Consider the following 21,242-nt stretch of genomic DNA (forward strand, 5'->3'; position numbering starts at 1 on the left):
TTACTCAAGCTTAACCTTGCACTGGCTTAACCGGGAGTATTACCCGTGCTTCTGTCCCTTGTCCCTTCTGGGAGAAGAGCCGAATATCTCCGTTATGCTGTTGAATAATTTGATAACTAATTGACAATCCTAAGCCGGTTCCCGAACCTACAGGCTTAGTGGTGAAAAAGGGATCGAAAATTTGAGCTTGAATCTCTTCAGGAATGCCTGTGCCATTGTCGGTAATGGTGATTTGTACTTGGTAGTCATTTAAGCAAAAAGTGGACAAAATCAAATGGGGATGCTCAATCTCTGGATGTTCTTGGAGGGCATCGATCGCATTGGCGATCAAATTCATCCAGACTTGATTGAGTTGGGCGGGATAACATTCAATCTGGGGTAAAGGCTGATAGTGCTTGGTGACCCTAATTCCCGATCTGAGACGATGTTCTAGCATTACGAGGGTACTTTCTAGACCTTCATGAAGATCGACGGTTTTTAATTCAGCTTCATCTAAGCGGGAGAAGTTTCTTAGGGAAATGACGAGGTTTTTGATCCGTTCTGAGCCTTGTTTCATGGAACCGATCATTTGGGGTAAATCTTGCTCTAGAAACTGTAAATCAATGCGATCGATGTAGGTGGAAATTTCTGCATCAGGCTGTGGATAATGTTGTTGATACAGATGCAAGAGTTCTAATAAATCTTGGGTATAGGTTTCGGTATGGCGTAGGTTGCCATAAATAAAATTCACGGGATTATTAATTTCATGGGCGAGTCCAGCAACCATCTGACCTAAGCTAGACATTTTTTCTGTTTGAATCAGTTGAGCTTGGGTGTTTTGCAGTTGGGATAAGGTTTGGTTCAGTTGTTGATTTTTCGATCTCAGGTGAGTTTCCGATCGTTGTAGTTCTTGAGCTATCTGTTGGCGTTGGATAATTTCGGTGTTGAGGGTTTGGTTGGTTTCTTCTAAATGATAGTAGGTATGAATATAATCCAGGATAAGTCCAGCCAGGGGCACTAAGTAGGCAATGATTTTTAGAAAGTGAGCGATATTAAAGTGGTTATCAAATAGGGCTGTAGACCCAAAGGCCATGTGCAGTTGGGTGGCAACATTGGGTAAGGTGCTGATAATGAGGGCGTGGGAAAATAGGCTGGGATATTTCTGGTAGAATCGGGGATAAATCCAGAAACCACCGAGTAGGAATAGGATCAGAGGAATGACATCCCAGGGCCGGGTGAAGAGAGTGCCAGGAAACATGGTTTCTGGGAGGGTGCTGCTGGTGGCACAGAGATAGATGATTTGGTAGGCAATGAGACCAAAGACTAGGCTAATGGCAATGACCACATGAAATTTATGTTTCCAGCGTTTAGCGTTGGGGAGGAGTAAGAGGCTGACTCCGGCTAAGGTAATGATGACATTAAATAGTCGGCAAATGGCCCAGGTGAAGGGGATCAGGTTGTGGTTGTCTGCAACGGCTGAAATTAGGCGATCGGCGGCTAGGGTATGGAAGGCATCCATGACTCCAGCGAAGAAGAGAGCGATCCCTAGGATAGGGGTGGTTACGTCTTGTTGAATTTTGAAGTGGGCGAAGGCAAGAACGACGGTGAATAGGGCGGTGCAAAAGGCGCTCCATTCTAGAAGGGTATGGGTAAAACTGCCGGATAGGGTTTGGTGTAGGGTGTCGCTGAGTTGGTTGGAGGTGAGATCGGGGAGGGTTTCTAGGTCAAGTTTGAGGGCGTAAGTGCCAAAATCTACTCCCATCAGGTTGAGGGTAATGGGGAGTAGACAAATACCGAGTATGGCGATCGCCAGTTGACGCGGTAAATGTAAAGGTTGTTCTGAGGTTTTGCTCGGTAGGATCGGGGTATGCGATCCCCAGAGGAGCTGGAAAAATTGGCTAAGGGAATGAATGAGGTAGTCAGTTTTAATCAAGATTTTAGCCTATCCTTGGGTAATAACAGGAACGTTGGAGCGGTCTGGTCTTTGATGATGCATCCCGGTTTCTGCTCCCATGTATGATTGGTGTGTCACATGAAATTACAGGAAATCCTGACATTTGTCAAAGAGATCTACCTGTAGAGACTTGACAGTTGATCGTGATTCAGTGTAAGGACTCTTTCCCAGATGAAGAGGTTAGATCTCTTATGGGCTTCAGAAAAATTAGATTGACATTCTAGTTTACAAAAAAGATTGAGGGCGATGGAGTAGCTAGAATTACGAAATCTGAGGGGAAATTTGAAGAAGGACTTAAGTATGGGGGCGATCGCTTATTTGAACACATCAATCAAAATTTGGGCGGGTTTGGCAAATCGACTCAGTTGGTCGTAAGCTTCCATGAGGCGCTCTCCTTCCACTTCTACGTCCGGTGTGGGGTAGTTTTGCATCGTTTCGAGTAAGGTAATTTCTCCATCGTCGCTGGCGGATAAAATCAAGGCAGCGCGGAGGGCTTGAGTATTGGAGTTCTGGGAGGGAGGATGGACAATTTCCCCGACTCGATCTAAGACTTTGCGGCCGATGATGCTGTTTAAAACTCTATCGAGAAATAAAATATCCACGGCAATGGGAGCGGTTAGCATAGTACGCAACTCTTCCGGGTTTTGTCCTAGGGTTTGTAGGTTGCGTTTGAGAGCGGGGGTCATTTCTCCGGTTTCGGCAAACGTGGTGAGTTCTGCAACGGAGAGCGATCGCCGAAAGACGGAATATTTAAACACGACGCGCTCTGCACTCCAACTGGGAAGGGAGATTAGGGGAGAGAAGAGGGCGATCGCTAAAAGGGAGATCCAGGGTTTCATAGAAAAAAGGATTAAAATCTTAGGTATTCAGGACAGATCCAGCCTGACGTTAGTTTCTTTATTCGATCGTTAACCTCATTTTTTCAGAAACAAAATCGCCCCGGCAAGAACCAGTCCCACCCCCAAATAACGGGATAGGGTCATTGGACGGGGGTCAAGTCCGATGCCGTAGGTATCTAAGAGGGAACCGAGGGCGAATTGCACTGCTAAACTTAAGGAAAAGGTGGCCAATAACCCCACCTGGGAGACGCAATAAGCAATTCCCCCCACGATGACTAAACCACAGATTCCCGGCACAATGGCATAGCCGGGTAAGAGGCCATAGTTACTCCAGGTATAGCCTGCAAATAGGGTACGCAAGAGAGCGATCGCTAAAATCAGCAACCCCCCACCCCCATAGGTGATTACAATATTATCAAACACACCTAACTTTTGTTCTAAAATGCCCATCGCTTGAGCTTGCACCGTTACCGAAATACCTACAGCAGCGACGACTAATAGAGTGATAAATTGGGTCATGATTCTCTGAAAAGTTGGGCGGGATTAACTAGAAATTTCCGTGATTTCAATCACCCGCTCTTGCAGGTCTTTGACTAAAAAGTTCAAGGGTTTATTGCGGCGAATTTTATTTTTCACCCCTCGCAATTGTACCCGCATTAACACCTGTTCGAGACAATCATGATCGAAACAAACATGGCGCTGGCGGTTATTGTGGCCCAAACTTGCCCCGGAAATCACATGCAGTTGGGCATTTTTCTTTAATTGATACCAAAGTCCTTCTGGGACTTCTTTTTGCACCGTTTGCGTTATTCCTGGAGACAGATAGAGGGGATCTAAGCCAGTCGTTCCCAAGGTTTGCTCATAATTATAATAATAATGAAGGGGTACATCAGCTTCGGGTAATTGCAGTACATCCTCGTATAATCCTCTAGCAATCTCTAAATCAGATACCATAATCGTATAAACTTTAGGGGCACTACTGAGGAACATCCACATGGCTCCAGCATAGGCCATGAGCAACATTACCATAATTCCCTGGGTCGAAAAGAGGGAATCAATAGGTAAGAATGAAAACAGGGAACCGAGTACAGGAATCTGCAAACCTGGGATTAATTGTGTTTCTAAGACCATGGACTCAAAATCAGGGCAATGTTATTTAAGAATAATGGCATCAAGGGGAAGCTATCCCACTTGTGCCCATTATTCTAGCAACTTTGGGCTAAATCGGAAGAGGAGTCAACGGTGGTGTGGTTAGCTTTGGCTATGGGAAATTCTCGGTTTCATTGGGGAATTGGCGATCGCCACGCCTTGCTCTGCCGTTGGGATACCGAACTTTTATCCGTAGATGAAATTCAGCTCATAATCCCTGAACTAGAACAGGGAAAGATTCCAGAGCTAATTTTACAAAATTGCCCCCTCAAGGATGATTATTTGAGGAAAACTTTTAATGCTCTACCCCTCCGGATTGCATCAGTAATTCCCGAAATTACGCCCATCTGGAGATCCTATTCCCAAACCCATATCATTGAATTAGCCGATCTACCCCTCAAGGGAGTCTATCCCACCTTGGGCATCGATCGCGCCTTAGCCCTTCTCGGTGCAGGAACAAAATGGGGATGGCCGGTTTTAGTCATCGATGGGGGAACTGCGCTCACTCTAACTGGAGCTAATGGCGATCGCCATTTAATCGGAGGAGCCATCTTACCCGGACTAGGACTGCAAACCCGTCTATTAGCCCAACATACCCGCACCTTACCCCAAATCAGCCTATCGGAGCAACTGCCCAAACGCTGGAGTTTGGAGACGCAAGAGGCGATCGCCAGTGGTATTCTCTATACCCTTCTAGCCGGTTTACACGATTTTATCCAAAATTGGCACACCCAATATCCCCAAACTCCCATCATTCTCACAGGTGGAGACGGAAAACTCCTCACCCAACTCCTCACCCAACAGTATCCCCAATTACATCCTCATCTCCATTTTGATCCCGATTTAATCTTCCTGGGTATCGCAAAAACAGCCCCTGAACGCGGATTAAATAGATGAAAAGATGAACACGGATGAAAAATTGTGATAAGATTACAGATATCGTGCGTAGCACGACAAAAAATCAGCGTAATCCTATCATCCGCATAATCCGTGTTCAAGCCATGGAGTTGAAATACGAACAAATAACCCACAAAATCATCGGTGCATCATTTGAAGTCCATAACTTTCTCGGCAACGGGTTTCAAGAAGTCATTTATCAAAGAGCCTTAGCCTACGAATTAACACAAGCGGGATTAAGTTTTGAGCGGGAAATAGAACAACACATCTACTACAAAAATCTTCCCCACCCTATTGGAAAACGCCGCGCTGATTTTGTGGTAGAACATAAAGTATTGGTGGAGCTAAAAGCAACGATCCAGCTTGAAGATGTGCATTTGGCTCAAGCTTTGAATTATTTGAAAGTCTATAAGTTAGACGTGGGTTTACTGATTAATTTTGGCTCTAAAAGTTTGACGTTTAAACGGTTAATTCGCAGTATAACGTAACTGAGTAAGCATAAATACAGAGTGTGGACGCGGCGGGAAAAGTTGACTAAAATGGCCAACAATCTTTTCTCCTCACGGCTATGAAACGGATTAAGCAGACAACTCTCCATTACCAGGACGATCGCTCGGATAAGATTTATGAGGTGGATTTGCTCTCGGCAGGCGATGATGGCTATATCGTCAATTTTCGCTATGGTCGTCGGGGAGGTAATCTGAAAGAGGGGACGAAAACCTCTAAACCCGTGCCTTTGCCGGATGCGGAAGTTATTTTTGATAAGTTAGTTAAGGATAAAACGAAGAAGGGCTATCAGGATGTTACGGCTGCGGCTGAACCTGTTGCAAGTCGTGAGGAGATGACGTGGGACGATCGCATCTTATCCTATCTCGAAGGCAGTCCACCGGACAATTGGCCCCTTGAGCGCATCATTTGGCGGGCGGGAGAGTTGCAACTGAGTGCCGCAACTCCGCATCTGATTAAGCTTTTGGGGACGGGGGAACCGTTGCGAGATTATTGTATTGCCTATGCTTTGGGACAATTGGGAAATTCCGAAGCGCTGCCGGTATTGAAGCAGTTGGAGGAGAATGCATCAACGCCGGATTTTGTCAAGCGAATTGCGTTTGAGTCCATGTGGAAGTTGGGGGATGCTCGGACAAGGGAGGAGTTGCAGCAAAGGGCGCACGATCGCCTACCGACTATTCTACAAGAGGCGATCGCCACCGGAAACACCGACACCTTAACCGATGCTCTGCAAACCTATCTCGATACCAAGGACTATCAACCCTTTGAAGTCCTACAAACCCTCTATCAAACCCATCTGGATATCACTCGTCCAGCCTTACACCAGTTTATCCAGACTGCACCCCTCGCGCCTCCGAGTTTCAAACCCCTACGCCATCTATTTAAAATGGCAGAATATCGCCAAGATGCCGATTTTTTTGGCAGTTTAGCTTGGCGCTTTGAAACGGGAAAAGCATTGTATGACAGCAAAACCTATTATTTCAAATTATCAGATGGTAGCCATGTGCGGCGATATGAGTACGAATATAGTCAACAAACCAAACGCTACGAATTTGTACAAGATAATTTGCTCAAGGAACAACAAAGTCCAAATAGCCGCATAGCTTACAGTCATTCAACTCGCGACTATCTGCGAAGACGGGTATGGCGCACCCTCAGAAAATTAGGAGAAGAAGGGGATTTAAACTATATTAATTTAGCTGTGGGCGTGCTGTTAGCCTACAGGGATGGGGATGCTCAACCGGTGCGAAAAAGTGCCTTCTATCGATGGACTCCAGACTGGCGGCGCATTGATATGAACAGTTACTGGGATAAATATGCGGGTTATTTGTCTTTTAATCCGATTCTTTACAGCAATAGTCCTCGCTATTCTTGGCAGTATGGATTTAAGGCTTGGAAATGTAAAGGGGATTATAAACCGGGAGATGCTCCACCAGAAGTTAGGGAGGAAGCTTTTCCGGAACTTTGGAATCAGCGCCCGGATGCTTTGCTGGAATTACTATTAAAAAGTCACTGTCATCCGGTGCATGAGTTTGCGGTGAAAGCATTGCAGGATAATCCGGACTTTTGCCAGCAGATACCGGTGCAGGATTTAGTGGGATTATTGAGTCAATCCTATGATGAAACGATAGAGTTTGCCTTTAATTGGGCGCGGCAACGGTATACTCCAGAAAATCCCGATTTTGATTTAGTTGTTGCTTTATTAAACTGTAGTTTTGCCCCGGTTCGCACGCAAGCGCAAGAGTGGATAGACGCAAACCCAGATGTATTTGTGGCTTCGGCTGAATTCCTGTGTCAGTTGCTCCTGAGTCCTCATCTGGAAATTCAAGAGTTTGCTCGTGAGTTGCTGCGATCGCATCCCATCCCGGAAAATAGAACTAAAATTATCATCGGCTACATCATCTCTGAACTCATTAGTAGCACTGAGGGTGAACCAGTAGCAGCCATATCCGACACGCTCCTGCTACTCTTTGCCACTCCCCTACAAACCCTCAGTTTACAAGTCATTCTCGACCTCCTCCAGCATCCGGTTCCCGAAGTGCAAACCCTGGGTGCAAGACTGCTGCACAACCATGAAACTCCAGCGACTGAGCTACCGGTGAGCATTATCGAGTCGTTAATTGCGTCACCTCAAGAAGCTATCCGCACCATTGGCGTAGAAATCTTTGGTCAATTGGGCGATCGCCAACTGCGAGAAGACTACCGAGATGCTATCATAGCCATGGCCGTCAGTGCTGTTCCCGATCTACGGCAATCGATTCAGCCAATTATTTCCCGTCTGGCAAACGGTCATCTGGAGTTTAGCACCCCACTAGCCACAGAATTAATCGAGTTTCTGCTGACTCCAGAATCCCACGAAGGCGTTCACAAAGACCTGTTTTCCCTCCTCCATCTCCATCTTCCCGGATGGAAGGGCGAAATTTCCCCAGAGTTAACCTCAAGTTTGCTCAAGTCTAAGTCTGGCTTTGCTCAACAACTCAGTGGCGTTATCCTGGATGCAAACGTCCATCGCTGGGCAAAACACTGGTCAATTGCTGAAATTGTGCGCTTGGCCAGCCATGAAGTGCTAACAGTCAGGCAAGCGTCTTGGACAATGATAGAGCATAACAGCGATCGCATCAAAGCCTCCGAAGCCGAAAAATTGGCCGCCATTCGCATCCTAGAAGCCAAATGGGAGGACTCGCGCAACTTTGCCCAAGACTTTTTCCAGCGCCAGTTTACCGACAGTGACTGGAGTCCAGAAGTGATGGTTCTCATCTGCGACAGTATCCGCGAAGATGTACGGGAATTTGCCCGTCAGTTGGTTACCCGCACGTTCGAGGAACCCCAGGGGCAAGATTATTTACTTAAGTTTAGCGAACATCCCAGCACCGATATGCAAGCCTTCGCGAGCCAATATTTGCACAATCACGCCACCGACAACCCAGAGCAATTAGAACATCTTAAACCCTATTTTATCACGGTTTTATCTCAAGTGAATCGGGGCCGGATGGCGAAACAGAAGGTCTTTCAGTTCTTGGAACAGGAAGCCCTGAAAAGTGAAGCCGCAGCCCAGGTGATTGCCGAAGTGCTAACTCGGCAGTCAGCGACAATGGCGATCGCCGATAAAGCCCAGTGTCTACAATTAATGTTACGCTTACACCAGCACTATCCCCACATCCCCCTGCCCATTGAAGTCAAACCGGTGACAGAAATCCGACGTTAATTATCATTTTATTCAAAATTTGAGGTCAACCTTATGGAATTTGCCTATTCATACCACGGCAGCACAGCCGTTAACAACCAGGGAAATAATACCCAAATGTCTTTTTCCCCAGACACCAAACGCCCGCCCACCTATTTTATCGGCGAATTGGGTAAAAGTGTCGCCTTTCGAGAAGCCATTAGCGCCCTCCATGATGTAGTTGTCTCTGATTTGCGCTACCAACCCAAAGACAACGAAGCCTATAAAGAATGGGCACAAAAACAAGAAGATCTAGAATGGCAATCTTTTGCCGTACAGAAAGCAGAAGTCGCTGCCCAAATGAGCGCCATTCGTGAAGAACTCACTCAAATTGGTTCTCGCAGTTATGAACGGTGGAAGCCCTATTATGATGCGAGAGAAAAGTTTCGTCGCTATGTCTGGAAAAAACAACTCGATTTCTATTTTGTATTCGATCCTGTGATTACGGTTCACCCGGATGAAATCTTTTTTGAATGCTTCAGCCAAGATGAATCCAGTTACGGCAGACTGGGGGCAAGCTACGACGTATTTAAGAATATTAATGAATTCGCCTGCGGTACGACCAATATCGACTATTCTGCCGCCCTTTATGATGAATTTCAAAAAATCAGAAGCTACAAAACCACCCAATTTCAGGTCGATCCTTCTGGGTTTGAAGTGCAAACCACCCACGAAGAGACATTCAAAGAAGTGAAAATTGATTTACCGGAGAGTTGGGTAAGGGGATTTTTGCAGGTAAGTTCCGCCATGTCACTCCCGGCAACTACCTTTGATTTACACCCCATGGATATCCACAATATTTGCCTGATTCTCCGCCGCAACAAAGAGAAAAAGGGGCCGCGTAGTTTGCGCTATATCCTGGAACCGGGACAACCGATTAAAGTGGTGTTCGATCCTTGGAATAAAGAGGTCATTTGTTGGCGATCGCCCTATACTGGTAATAATAGCCAAGAAATCCGCGTCTGGGGTCGTCGCCGCATCCATATTTTAGAGCGTTTAATTCCCATTGCCCAAAAATTCACCGTTCATCTTTTGGGTACAGGAATGCCATCTTTCTACGTCGCTGATTTAGGCGATATGTCCTTTACATTAGGCCTATCCGGATGGACAGCCAATGACTGGTCAAGTTCTGGCAACTTTGACCTCATGGCTCCCCGCGCCGATGTCGATGAATGGACGCAAAAAATAATCTTTGATGCGCTCAGGGAAACTTGGGCAGAAACCCCCGCAAGTCTGGCTCAACGGTTAGGATTAAGTCAAACCGCCGTATTAGGAGCATTGGGAGCCTACACCCAAGCTGGACGCGCCATTTATGACCTCAATAAACAAGTCTATCGCCTTAGAGAATTGAGCCGCGAACCCTTACCCATGGAGCGCCTACGCTTTGCCAATGAGCGGGAGGAAAAAGCGACTCGTTTCTTAAGTGAAAATCAAGTGCAAGTGGGCAGCGTAACGGATTCTGGCGGCGCTTTACTTCTCCAAGGAACGGTTCGTGACAACGGAAAAACTTACGCCCCGAACTTGACAATTGATGGAGATGAGCGTATACTTAAAGCTGAATGTACTTGCAATTGGCATCAGCAAAATAAGCTGTATAAAGGCCCTTGCGAACATATCTTGGCATTACGGATGCATCACGCCCGTTTGTGTCAATAAGATAACCTAAAATTACACGACCTAACCGTTGGCAAACAGCCTTGCAATCTGGGCGGTGCATCGCCGCTCTTGCGCTTAGTCTATCCATGCATCACTAGCCTGCTCGTGACTGTACGGTTCTCAGGCTAGGGTGTATATTTCAGTTTGACTTCTTAGAAGTAAATGAAACACCCTAGCCTGGAACCGCTTGAGTTGAGCAGTCTAGTCCGAGGAGTTTACGAAGGGGCAACCAACGGGTTTAGGTCGTGTAGTTTATGGTGTTTTAGGTTAGATGTAGGGGCGAAAAAATTTTTACCTCTATATTCAATGTAATATCAAATCCGTTTGTTCATGTCCGCGAAGCAGAAATACACTCATTAAGGAGCTAGGGAGCGAGACGCTCCCACTCCTTAATCTTAAAGGTTTTGGGAGTGCGGGCATCTTGCCCGCTAGTTATACCCATTTCTCCCCGCTAGTTATACCTATTTCTCCCCGCTAGTTATACCCATTTCTCCCCGCTAGTTATACCCATTTCCCCCCGCTAGTTATACCCATTTCCCCCCGCTAGTTATACCCATTTACCGGATTTAATATTATTTTTTACTAATTCCTGCGGAAGCGATCGCCCAACCCCAGTAGAGATTAAGGTAAGCTATGAATATCACATCACACGACTCTACCCATGTCTGACTCTAACGCCATCCACGAAACAACCCTCACCCTCCAGCTCAACCCCCAATATTATCAACTCCTGGAAGAAGCAGCCACCTTAACCGGATTAAGCGTAACCGATTATATCATCCATCATGCTCTGAGTTCGGCGATCGCCCACACCGCCCTGTACCGCTCATCCCAGTCACCCCAACCCAAACCAGACACTGAACCCACTGAATCACCAGAATCTGAACCCACACCAGACCCCCTAGCCGCTATCCTCGACAATAATACTCAAGACCTTCATAACCTCGCCAAAGGCATCCTATCGACCCTAGCGTGGTCATCCTCAGACATTTTACAAAAGAGTCAAAACTCCCAATAATCTCTTCATATCATGTCCGCTAAATATAGCGTTTCTCTCTTCTATGGAGTACAGCTTGAAGCGTTACTGAGCAATATAAGCTTTTGCCTCTTGCCTTTTGCCTCTTGCCTAGCGCAAAGCACTATTGAGTTAAAATAGGCATAAAGCAGTTTAACCCCATATTTGAGTGACACCCCTATCCCCCATTGAAACCGCCCCAGATCGGTCAGCTCACCAGACGATCCAGAAGGAAAACAATACCAAAACCGTGATTCTTGCGGGTGTGGTGGGTAATGCAATTGAATGGTATGACTTTGCTCTTTATGGCTATTTAGCTCCCATTATTTCCCTACTATTTTTCCCCCATAATAATGAACTGGTCTCTCTGCTAGAAACCTATGGTGTATTTGCAGCCGGGTTTATTATGCGACCCATTGGGGCAGGAGTTTTCGGTTATATCGGCGATCGCGTCAGTCGCCGTACCGAACTCTTTATTTCTGTCATCTTAATGGCTATTCCGACATTCTGCTTAGGTCTACTACCCACCTATAATCAGATTGGGATTGCTGCGCCAATCATTTTAATTTTACTCAGATTAGTACAAGGATTATCCGTAGGCGGCGAATTCACCGGATCGATCACCTATTTAGCTGAAACTGCACCCCAAACTCGGCGCGGGTTCATCACCAGCTTTGTCAGTGTTGGGGCTACCACCGGTTTCTTGTTAGGCTTAGGGATAGTGACGCTCCTCACCCATCTCGTCTCTGACACCACCCTATATACCTGGGGATGGCGCTTACCCTTCTTATTTGGCGGTATCTTAGGATTAATGGGACTCTACATTCGGACCAATCTCCCTGATTCACAAATCTTCGAGGAACACCAGGAAGAAAGGCAAGTTCCCCTACTCAATGCCCTGAGAAAATCCCTATTACCCATGTTGCAAGCCATGTGTTATGCCGGAGGCTATAATTCGGTTTATTACATTATTATCATCTATCTTCCGACCTACTTGGATCGGTTTACGGATATGCCCCGTAGTAGTGTTTTAGCCGTCAATGTAGTTGCCCTGAGTATCATGATCGCCCTGATTCCGCTCTTGGGTTGGGTATCCGATAGTGCCCTACGGCGTAAATCCTTATTATTGTTGGCAATCCTGGGTATGGGATTATTGAGTGTTCCTGGATTTTGGCTGTTGTTGCAACCCAATCATTATGAAGTAGGGTTGGCTCAGATTTTATTGGCGATCGCCATTGCCCCCTTGTTAGCTGTCTCTCCAGCGATGCTGGTAGAACTCTTTCCCACAGAGACTCGCTTGAGTGCCTATTCTATTTCCTATAATCTAGGGGCAAGTATTATGGGGGGAACCTCTCTGTTGGTGTGTACTTGGCTGATTAATATCAGTGGTAATGTTTACGCTCCTGCGCTGTATTTAACGATCAGTGCTGCGATCGCTGCGATCGCCTTGGCATTTATGAGCGATCGGAGCCGGGAACCCCTACTATAGAAACATTCGGTTAAGAATCTTATATCAAATCTAGATTTGATATGACCAATCATCGTAGTGCCGTGACACAGTTAAAATAGTGCATTAGCGTAGGGTGGGTTAGGCGGCTAAAACCTAGACTGTGATAGCAATCTCTCAATCCGCCGTAACCCACCATTTTAGGGTTGTCACGGCAGTAGGGTGGGCAGGAGGAGGGAGCGAGATCATTCAAATTCGACAAACAGACCCTGCCCACCTTGCCCGATACTTTGATTGATTACCCGGATCGCGACAGGAAAACTCCTACCATCAGGTCTGGTTATAGATGGGGTTTGCAGGTCAAACCCCTAACCCTAGTGAACATTTAATGGGCAACTTCCGTTAAACTCTCCACTGGAGAAACCAAAGCCTTACCATTAGACCCATTGACGCTCACATCCAAATTCCCGTGATACGCATCAATTAACAGTTGCTTCAAGTCGGTAATTAAAGGATAACGGGGATTTGCGCCCGTACATTGATCGTCAAACGCCTGATCCGCCACCTGATCGATTTGGGCAAAAAATGCCCCCTCATCCTCCTTAATCACCTCCTTAATACTCGAAGGAATGCCCACCTTACGCTTCAGGTCTTCCACCGCTTGAATCAGCAGAGAAACCTTCTCATCTTCCGTTTCTCCCCCTAAATTCAGATAATCTGCAATCCGAGAATAGCGCCAGCGAGCATTAGGATATTTATACTGAGAAAACGTCGCTTGCTTAAAGGGTGCATCCGTAGCATTGTACCGAATCACATGGGAAATCATCAGCGCATTCGCCAACCCATGGGGAATCTGGAACGTTCCCCCCAACTGGTGAGCAATAGAGTGGCAAATTCCTAAAAATCCATTCGCAAACGCCATTCCCGCCATCGTCGAAGCATAATGCATTTTTTCCCGTGCTTTCGGGGCATCAGCTCCTTTGTGATAAGCATCCGGTAGATATTTGAAAATCAACCGAATCGCTTCCAATGCCAATCCATTGGTATACTCGGAAGCTAACACGGAAACATAGGCTTCCATGGCATGGGTGAGGGCATCAATACCTCCAAAAGCGGTTAAACTCTTGGGCATATTTAGCACCAATTCCGGATCGACGATCGCCATATTCGGCGTTAAAGCATAATCGGCCAGAGGATACTTAATATGATTGCGGCGATCGGTCACCACCGCAAACGGAGTCACCTCCGAACCCGTACCCGAAGTCGTCGGAATCGCCACCATAGTTGCCTTCTCACCCAAAGGCGGCAACTCATACACCCGCTTGCGGATATCCATAAACCGCATGGCCAACCCCTCAAACTCAATCTCCGGATGCTCATACAACAACCACATAATCTTCGCCGCATCCATGGGAGACCCGCCCCCAATCGCAATAATCACATCCGGATTAAACGTCTTCATCAACGTCAAGCCTCGGTTTACCGTATCCAAAGACGGGTCAGGCTCCACATCATAAAACACATCGTACTTCAGTCCAATCTCTTCCAGCGCCTCCTCCAGAGAACTGGTGATCCCCAAATCATACAACGGCTTATCCGTAACAATAAACGCCCGCTCTTTGCCCGCTAACTCCCGAATTGCCACCGGCAGCGACCCATACTTGAAGTATACTTTGGGCGGAATCCGGAACCAGAGCATATTTTCCCGGCGTTCGGCCACCGTCTTAATATTCAACAGGTGCTTGGGTTCCACATTCTCACTAATCGAATTGCCGCCCCAGGTTCCGCATCCGAGCGTCAAAGAAGGATCGAGCCGGAAATTGTAAATATCCCCGATCGCCCCCTGGGAAGACGGCGTATTAATCAACACCCGTGCCGCTTGCACCCGATCTTCAAAGCGCTTAATATGCTCCGTATTCGAGGTCGCCGTATACAACGCTGCCGTATGACCCCGACCCGCAAAGGCCACCAACCCCCGCGCCTTATCCACCGCATCCTCAAAATCTTTTGCCCGATACATAGCTAAAATCGGAGACAATTTTTCATAAGAAAATGGCTCTTCCGGGCCAATTTTCTCCACTTCTGCCAAAATTACCCGCGTCTCTTCCGGAACTGAAAATCCTGCCAGTTCTGCCAACTTTTGCACCGGTTGCCCCACAATTTCCCCATTCAAGCGCCCATTCACCAACACCTTACTGGCTAATTTCTCCCGCTCTTCTGGAGTGACAAAATAAGCGCCCCTAGCAAGAAACTCTTCCCGCACTTCATCATAGACTGAATCCTCCACAATCACCGATTGTTCGCTGGCGCAAATCATGCCATTGTCAAACGTCTTACTCAAGATAATTGAAGAGACTGCCATCTTAATATGGGCCGAAGCATCAATCAGCGCGGGCGTATTTCCAGCACCCACACCCAAGGAGGGATTCCCCGAAGAATAAGCCGCTTTCACCATTCCCGGCCCGCCCGTGGCCAAAATCAGCTTAACATCTGGATGTTGCATCAGAGCCTGAGACAAAGGAACCGTCGGCTCATCAATCCAGCCAATAATATCCTCTGGCGCACCCGCTTCTACCGCCGCTTCTAGGACAACTCTCGCCGCTTCAATCGTACAGTCTTTCGCCCGTGGATGGGGAGAAAAAATAATCGCATTCCGGGTTTTCAAGCTAATCAACGCCTTGAAGATAGCCGTTGATGTAGGATTCGTCGTGGGCACAATTCCCGCTAAAATACCCACCGGTTCAGCTATTTTCTGAAATCCAAAGGATTTATCCTCTTCAATTACCCCACAAGTATTTTCATTTTTATACTTATTATAAATGAATTCTGAAGCAAAATGATTCTTAATCACCTTATCTTCAGCCACACCCATTCCCGTTTCTTCTACCGCCATTTTCGCTAAGGGAATCCGAGCCGCATTCGCCGCGAGAGCTGCTTTCTTGAAAATGTGATTTACCTGCTCTTGACTATAAGTGGCATACCGCACTTGAGCGGTTTTCACGCGAGAAATTAGGGCTTCTAGTTCTTCTAGGTTCGTAATCTTAGTTTGAGTGACCATAGACTTGCTCTCGTTCAATACTGCAATGGGAATTTCCCACAAGAGTGTTACTTCTATTAACACCGGATCATCCTGGATTCGGGGGGAGATCTTTAGGAAGTCTTAAGCTTTATAGGGCAAAGGACGAAGTGTACCTTCTGTTTAACCGGAATTGATATTACCCATTACCCATTACCTTACCCAGCCCTGTATAATAACGAAGCTCTTTTTTATGGGATCAAGATGAACCGAAATCGAATTTTCTATACAGTATCTCTGACCACTGCTTTGACTCTCTTCACAATCGGGATTAATCAGCCTTTCGCTCACGGTTCAGAAGGGGAACATCACCACTCTGGAGGTCATTCCCATGGACGACTGGAAATCCCTCCAGGACAACCCATTCCTCAAGTTAATTTAATCGTTCATCCGGATCAAAATACAGGTTGGAATCTAGAACTTCAAGTGGAAAATTTCCAATTTGCTCCCCAGAATATGTACCAAGAAAATAGCCTCAATGAAGGCCATGCTCACTTATTTATTAATGGGGATAAAGTCACCCGAATTTATGGATCGTGGTACTATATTAAAGCGCTACCGCCAGGAAATCATGAAATTACTGTAGTCTTAAGCAGCAATCATCATCAAGATTTTGTTTTTGAAGGGCAACTGATTCAAGATACAGAAATGATTCGGGTTGAATAATCCCCAGGGGAATCATGGCTGGCGATAGCCTTGTTCTGATTTAAAGTTATGCTTTACTGCTTGAGTTTAATGGATTGCCCAAACTTGATATAACAGGATGTCAATCTAAATTAACATCCTGTTGGGTCAGGTATTACCAGCCTTTTTCAGCTTGTTCTAAAACATAGGCAGCAACATCTTCAATTTCTGTGTCGTTCAATTTACCCAAGAAACGAGGCATGGCCGCTTTCCCATTTTTTACTTGAGTAACAATTGCCTCTAGACTATTCATTCCATATTTGTCTAAATCAGCTTGACTCAAGGTTTTAGTCGGGTTAACCAAATTTTTGCCTCCGGCATGACAAGCGGCGCAGTTGGCCGAAAAGACTGCTTTACCAGCAGCAGCATCACCTGCTAGAGCAGGAGTGGACAGGGCAAAGGAAAGGATGGCGATCGCCACAATGATCCAAGATAGCAATTTTTTCACAGTGTTCTCCGGTAATAACAACCTAACAGCATTCACAATAAACGGAATCATTATACGTCAAGAGGGGAGTTTGCTAAACCCCCCTCTTAAGAGTTTCTAATGATTACATTGTCTTAAGACGCGACTTGAGCCGATCGCCGGGGACGGGTACGCCGATTTTTCAGGGGTACACCATCGGTTTTAGGAGCTGTTTTAGCACCATTCTCTTCGGGTTTGAGATCTTCGGGAGGATCTTCCGGGGTTTGCATCAGCAATACCAGCAAGGGGTTACTGCGTAATTCCCTTCTCAGGAGTCGATTAATATCATGCTCAACCTGCCGTTGCAGTTGGTCAAAGCTGACATCTAACTGCCCTTGTCCAAAACAACGGACAAACTCTGACCAACGATTATCTAACGTGGTTTGCATCGATTGGGCGATCGCATCTTCTAAATATCGCTGTTTCAGAGAAGTCACCACACCCCGTAAATGCACCAAGGGACGATTGACTAATTTTCCTTCCCAATTTACACTAGCCGCTACCGTAATCACCCCATCTTCGGCCAACTGTTGCCTTTCTTTCAGGGCTTGTTCATGGAGAATTCCAGCATTATCCACCAGAGCCACACCAGAAGAAACTTTACCGGCAATTTCTAGGGAATTGTCCGTCAGCTCGATAATATCCCCATTATCGACAATCACCATATTTTCTTCGGGAATGCCCATACTGCGAGCCGTTTGCCCATGTTTAATCAGCATCCGATGTTCCCCATGAACCGGGATAAAGAACTTCGGACGAGTTAAAGCCAACATTAGCTTATGGTCTTCTTGACAGCCATGACCGGACACATGAATACCTTGATTTTTGCCATACACCACATTCGCCCCTTGTTTCATCAATTGGTCGATGGTGTTGACCACGGCAATGGTGTTACCGGGAATCGGGTTGGCGGAGAAGACCACAGTATCCCCCCGGCGAATTTTCACCTGGCGGTGTTCTTGCTTGGCAATCCGGGTTAGAGCCGATAAGGGTTCCCCTTGAGATCCGGTAGTCAGAATCAGCACTTTTTCATCCGGCAAATTGCGAATGGCATTCAGGGGTTGCAGCAGCTCATCTGGACATTTCACATATCCCAAGTTGCGAGCATGGGCAATCACATTGAGCATGGAGCGCCCTAAAACCGAAACCACTCGATTGTGTTTTTGGGCCAGTTGCAGAATAATATTCACCCGATGCACGGAAGAGGCAAAGGTGGTGACTAAAATCCGGCCCTCAGCTTGGGAAAATACCCGGTCGAGGTTGGGAATGGTGGAACTTTCCGATGGAGTCGATCCAGGGACTTCGGCGTTGGTGGAGTCACTCATCAGGCACAATACGCCTTTTTCCCCATGTTCGGCTAGTTTTTGGAGGTCAAAGAGTTCGCCATCAACAGGGGTATGATCGATTTTGAAGTCTCCGGAGTGGATAATCACACCGAGGGGAGTATGGATAGCCACGGTGAAACTATCAGCCATGGAGTGGGTGTTGCGGATAAATTCGACAACGAAGTTTTTGCCCACCCGTACCATATCTCTGGGGGCCACGGTTTTCAATTGGGTGCGATCGCTCACTCCGGCTTCTTCGAGTTTCCCTCCGAGCAGAGCCATGGCTAACCGGGGCCCGTAAATCACGGGAATGTCAAACTGTTTGAGATGATAGGCAATGCCGCCAATGTGGTCTTCATGGCCGTGGGTGACGATCATGCCTTTGATGCGATCGCGATTTTCCCGCAAATAGGAGATATCGGGTAATACAATATTGACTCCATGCATCCCATCAGTTGGAAAGGCCAGTCCTGCATCCAACAACATAATTTCGTCTTCATATTCAAAGACGCAGGTATTTTTACCAATTTCGTGTAGACCTCCTAGAGGAATAATTTTGATCGCAGACTTTTGATTTTTTCTAACCATAATGTTCAGGATTTAGTGTGATAGATTCATGGGCTAGGTGTGCTTGCATATAGCCTTAAGTTTGAGCCAACGTCCTAGAGAGTTGAAGCACGTCTTCCCCAAGGGATGGGGTCGTATTCCTTCGGCTCAAATTCTGTTTTTGGGGTTTAACTTCTGTTACCCAATCAACCGTTCAGTTCAAACCCAACTGATTTAATACGGTGTTTAATTCTGCTTTAACGGAATCTGGAGCTTCCACCAAGGGCAAACGCAGGGTTTGAACGGGCCATCCTTGAAGAGCCAGAGCTGCTTTAACCGGAATCGGGTTAGTCACCAGAAACAAGGCCTTAAACAGGGGAAATAGTTTTAAGTGAATCTCTGTTGCTGTTTGCGTTTTTCCCTGTTCAAAGCACTGAATCATTTCTTGCATGTCCTTACCCACCAAGTGAGAGGCTACGCTGACGACACCGTTGCCACCCACGGAGAGCATGGGCAAGGTCAGGGAGTCATCTCCAGAATAAATGCCAAACTCAGAGGGAACCAATTGACGAATCCGACTGACTTGATCCAGGGTTCCACTGGCTTCTTTAATACCGACAATGTTGGAGATTTCTGCTAAACGGGCTACGGTTTCAGCCGGCAGGTTTTGCCCGGTTCGTCCAGGGATATTGTACAGCAAAAGAGCAATATCGGGGCAAGCTTCGGCGATCGCCTTAAAATGCTGATAGAGTCCTTCGGCTGGGGGCTTATTGTAATAGGGAACCACCTGCAAAGAGCCATCTAAGCCCAATGCCATCGCTTTTTGAGTCGCGGAAATCGCCTCTGAGGTCGAATTCGAGCCAGTTCCAGCGATCACTTTGGCCCTTCCCCCGACCGCTTTTTTCACCACCTGGAATAACTCATGTTCTTCTTCCCAGGTTAACGTTGGAGACTCCCCCGTTGTACCACAGATTACTAGGCCATCACTGCCATTGTCCACCAAATGAACCGCTAACTCTTCAGCACCGCCATAATTAACGCTACCCTCAGCAGTAAACGGCGTAATCATGGCTGTTAGCACTCGTCCAAAATAACTCACCCTTTCTAGTCTCCTTTTTCTTTGATGCGCTTGATGATTGTCCTGTTCACTTGACTAACTCATGACTCACTCAAGGCCACTTCACGGGGTTTGACCCAATCTTTTTCTGCCAACAGTTCCGCAATTTGAACCGCATTTAAAGCTGCTCCCTTACGAATTTGATCGCCACATAACCATAGCTCTAAACCGCAAGGATGGGATAAATCTTGGCGAATTCTACCCACGAGTACCTCATCTTTGCCCGTCACGTCCATCGGCATGGGGAAATAATTGGCGCTCCAGTCTTCCAGAAGTTTCACTCCTGGAGCCATTTGCAAGACTTCCCTCGCTTTTTCGACGGGGAAGGGTTGGCTAAATTCTAGGTTAATGGACTCTGAGTGGGCCCGGAGTACGGGAACCCGCACGCAGGTGGCAGAAACTCTCAAGTCTTGAGCCGAAAAGATTTTCCGGGTTTCATTGACCATTTTCATCTCTTCCTGACAATAGCCTTGGTCATTTAGGGGAGAATTGTGGGGAAACAGATTAAAGGCCAGGGGATAGGGAAACAGTTCTGTTTGGGGAGCTTGGCCGTTGAGAATCTGTTGAGTTTGCACTTTCAATTCTTCCATGGCTCTGGCCCCGGCTCCACTCGCCGATTGATAGGTGGCCGCGATAATTCTCTGTATCGGTTGCACTTGATGCAGAGGCCAAAGGGCTACCGTCATTAAGATTGTGGTGCAATTGGGATTGGCAATGATTCCCTGATGGGTGGCGGCTGCTTCTGGATTAACCTCTGGAACCACTAACGGCACTTCGGGAACCATGCGAAAGGCACTGGAGTTATCAATCACCACTGCACCGGCTGCCACCGCTTTCGGGGCCCAAGTTTTGGAAGTTGACCCTCCGGCTGAGGCTAAGACCACATCTACTTGGTCAAAACATCCCTCTGCCACGGCTTCAACGGGCAAATTTTCCCCTTTAAAGGGTAAGGTTCGCCCGGCTGACCGGGGGGAAGCCAGCAGTTTTAGGCTCTCTAGGGGAAAATTGCGGCTCTCTAATAGGTCGAGCAACTCAGTACCGACTGCGCCGGTCGCTCCCAAAATGGCAACTCGATAGGATTTTGGCAAAAGGTGATCCTCCTTGGTCTTAAAACTTTAGGGTTTAGGTTGGGACGCTCTAGATTTTCTTAAAATTTTCTGAATCGGGTACGAGATCAATAAATATATAGACCAAACTTTTAAGTTTTTTTTAGCATTAGAATTGAGCTGACAGCCGTTTCTGCTCTTCTGAGAACCCTGGGATTTCTTCAATTTCCTCTTTGAGCAAAGCCCATGGAACGCCTTAAAAATCGGGACTTCAGGGAAGCAAACGGTTGCCCCATTCCCCGTGGCGTTGGCACTC

General features: G+C 46.9%; 16 protein-coding genes. 7 read left to right on the forward strand and 9 right to left on the reverse strand.

Annotated elements, in window-relative coordinates:
- Nucleotides 1-10: 10 nt before the first annotated feature.
- From PMG25_RS20620 to PMG25_RS20635, 4 genes are all read right to left on the reverse strand, one after another.
- Nucleotides 11-1,912, reverse strand: a complete 1,902-nt coding sequence (locus tag PMG25_RS20620; RefSeq protein WP_283768777.1) for an ATP-binding protein — start codon at nucleotides 1,910-1,912, stop codon at nucleotides 11-13.
- A gap of 335 nt (nucleotides 1,913-2,247) precedes the next feature.
- Entirely contained in the window at nucleotides 2,248-2,772 is a 525-nt protein-coding gene (locus PMG25_RS20625; protein ID WP_283768778.1) for an alpha/beta hydrolase, read from the reverse strand.
- A 75-nt stretch (nucleotides 2,773-2,847) separates the two neighbouring features.
- Nucleotides 2,848-3,291, reverse strand: coding sequence for a DMT family transporter (locus PMG25_RS20630; RefSeq protein WP_283768779.1), 444 nt, complete (start codon nucleotides 3,289-3,291; stop codon nucleotides 2,848-2,850).
- Nucleotides 3,292-3,315: 24 nt separating this feature from the next.
- Complete coding sequence (locus tag PMG25_RS20635; RefSeq protein WP_283768780.1) at nucleotides 3,316-3,903, reverse strand: hypothetical protein; 588 nt, start codon at nucleotides 3,901-3,903, stop codon at nucleotides 3,316-3,318.
- Between the two features lie 111 nt (nucleotides 3,904-4,014).
- Here PMG25_RS20635 and PMG25_RS20640 point away from each other — a divergent pair, with 111 nt between their 5' ends.
- From PMG25_RS20640 to PMG25_RS20665, 6 genes are all read left to right on the forward strand, one after another.
- Complete coding sequence (locus tag PMG25_RS20640) at nucleotides 4,015-4,818, forward strand: pantothenate kinase (RefSeq protein WP_283768781.1); 804 nt, start codon at nucleotides 4,015-4,017, stop codon at nucleotides 4,816-4,818.
- 104 nt (nucleotides 4,819-4,922) lie between these two features.
- Nucleotides 4,923-5,306: a GxxExxY protein gene (locus tag PMG25_RS20645; protein ID WP_347178894.1), complete on the forward strand. Its 384-nt coding sequence runs from the start codon at nucleotides 4,923-4,925 to the stop codon at nucleotides 5,304-5,306.
- Nucleotides 5,307-5,386: 80 nt separating this feature from the next.
- Nucleotides 5,387-8,530, forward strand: a complete 3,144-nt coding sequence (locus PMG25_RS20650) for a WGR domain-containing protein (protein ID WP_283768783.1) — start codon at nucleotides 5,387-5,389, stop codon at nucleotides 8,528-8,530.
- A gap of 33 nt (nucleotides 8,531-8,563) precedes the next feature.
- Nucleotides 8,564-10,204 (forward strand): SWIM zinc finger family protein, encoded by a 1,641-nt coding sequence (locus PMG25_RS20655; RefSeq protein WP_283768784.1) that lies wholly within the window; start codon nucleotides 8,564-8,566, stop codon nucleotides 10,202-10,204.
- Nucleotides 10,205-10,865: 661 nt separating this feature from the next.
- The gene (locus PMG25_RS20660) at nucleotides 10,866-11,222 is read left to right on the forward strand and encodes a type II toxin -antitoxin system TacA 1-like antitoxin (RefSeq protein ID WP_283768785.1); all 357 of its coding nucleotides are present in this window, start codon (nucleotides 10,866-10,868) and stop codon (nucleotides 11,220-11,222) included.
- 166 nt (nucleotides 11,223-11,388) lie between these two features.
- Entirely contained in the window at nucleotides 11,389-12,708 is a 1,320-nt protein-coding gene (locus tag PMG25_RS20665; protein ID WP_283768786.1) for an MFS transporter, read from the forward strand.
- Nucleotides 12,709-13,051: 343 nt separating this feature from the next.
- On the opposite strand, the gene adhE is transcribed toward PMG25_RS20665, so the two are convergent.
- Complete coding sequence (adhE, locus tag PMG25_RS20670) at nucleotides 13,052-15,724, reverse strand: bifunctional acetaldehyde-CoA/alcohol dehydrogenase (protein WP_283768787.1); 2,673 nt, start codon at nucleotides 15,722-15,724, stop codon at nucleotides 13,052-13,054.
- Nucleotides 15,725-15,946: 222 nt separating this feature from the next.
- Between adhE and PMG25_RS20675 the strand changes: the two genes are divergently transcribed.
- Entirely contained in the window at nucleotides 15,947-16,408 is a 462-nt protein-coding gene (locus PMG25_RS20675; protein WP_283768788.1) for a hypothetical protein, read from the forward strand.
- A 133-nt stretch (nucleotides 16,409-16,541) separates the two neighbouring features.
- On the opposite strand, the gene petJ is transcribed toward PMG25_RS20675, so the two are convergent.
- From petJ to PMG25_RS20695, 4 genes are all read right to left on the reverse strand, one after another.
- Entirely contained in the window at nucleotides 16,542-16,874 is a 333-nt protein-coding gene (gene petJ / locus PMG25_RS20680) for a cytochrome c6 PetJ (protein ID WP_283768789.1), read from the reverse strand.
- A gap of 113 nt (nucleotides 16,875-16,987) precedes the next feature.
- Nucleotides 16,988-18,805 (reverse strand): ribonuclease J, encoded by a 1,818-nt coding sequence (locus PMG25_RS20685; protein WP_283768790.1) that lies wholly within the window; start codon nucleotides 18,803-18,805, stop codon nucleotides 16,988-16,990.
- Nucleotides 18,806-18,977: 172 nt separating this feature from the next.
- Nucleotides 18,978-19,862: a 4-hydroxy-tetrahydrodipicolinate synthase gene (gene dapA / locus PMG25_RS20690; protein WP_283768791.1), complete on the reverse strand. Its 885-nt coding sequence runs from the start codon at nucleotides 19,860-19,862 to the stop codon at nucleotides 18,978-18,980.
- Between the two features lie 59 nt (nucleotides 19,863-19,921).
- Nucleotides 19,922-20,968, reverse strand: coding sequence for an aspartate-semialdehyde dehydrogenase (locus PMG25_RS20695; protein ID WP_283768792.1), 1,047 nt, complete (start codon nucleotides 20,966-20,968; stop codon nucleotides 19,922-19,924).
- Nucleotides 20,969-21,242 lie beyond the last annotated feature (274 nt).

This window comes from Roseofilum capinflatum BLCC-M114 (assembly GCF_030068505.1).
Lineage (GTDB): Bacteria > Cyanobacteriota > Cyanobacteriia > Cyanobacteriales > Desertifilaceae > Roseofilum > Roseofilum capinflatum.

What these genes read in the sequence shown, in the direction of transcription:
- PMG25_RS20660 (WP_283768785.1), top strand. Translation starts at nt 10,866, where the DNA reads ATGTCTGACTCTAACGCCATCCACGAAACAACCCTCACCCTCCAGCTC.
- adhE (WP_283768787.1), bottom strand. Translation starts at nt 15,724, where the DNA reads ATGGTCACTCAAACTAAGATTACGAACCTAGAAGAACTAGAAGCCCTA.
- PMG25_RS20675 (WP_283768788.1), top strand. Translation starts at nt 15,947, where the DNA reads ATGAACCGAAATCGAATTTTCTATACAGTATCTCTGACCACTGCTTTG.
- PMG25_RS20655 (WP_283768784.1), top strand. Translation starts at nt 8,564, where the DNA reads ATGGAATTTGCCTATTCATACCACGGCAGCACAGCCGTTAACAACCAG.
- PMG25_RS20650 (WP_283768783.1), top strand. Translation starts at nt 5,387, where the DNA reads ATGAAACGGATTAAGCAGACAACTCTCCATTACCAGGACGATCGCTCG.
- PMG25_RS20645 (WP_347178894.1), top strand. Translation starts at nt 4,923, where the DNA reads ATGGAGTTGAAATACGAACAAATAACCCACAAAATCATCGGTGCATCA.
- PMG25_RS20635 (WP_283768780.1), bottom strand. Translation starts at nt 3,903, where the DNA reads ATGGTCTTAGAAACACAATTAATCCCAGGTTTGCAGATTCCTGTACTC.
- PMG25_RS20685 (WP_283768790.1), bottom strand. Translation starts at nt 18,805, where the DNA reads ATGGTTAGAAAAAATCAAAAGTCTGCGATCAAAATTATTCCTCTAGGA.
- PMG25_RS20630 (WP_283768779.1), bottom strand. Translation starts at nt 3,291, where the DNA reads ATGACCCAATTTATCACTCTATTAGTCGTCGCTGCTGTAGGTATTTCG.
- PMG25_RS20625 (WP_283768778.1), bottom strand. Translation starts at nt 2,772, where the DNA reads ATGAAACCCTGGATCTCCCTTTTAGCGATCGCCCTCTTCTCTCCCCTA.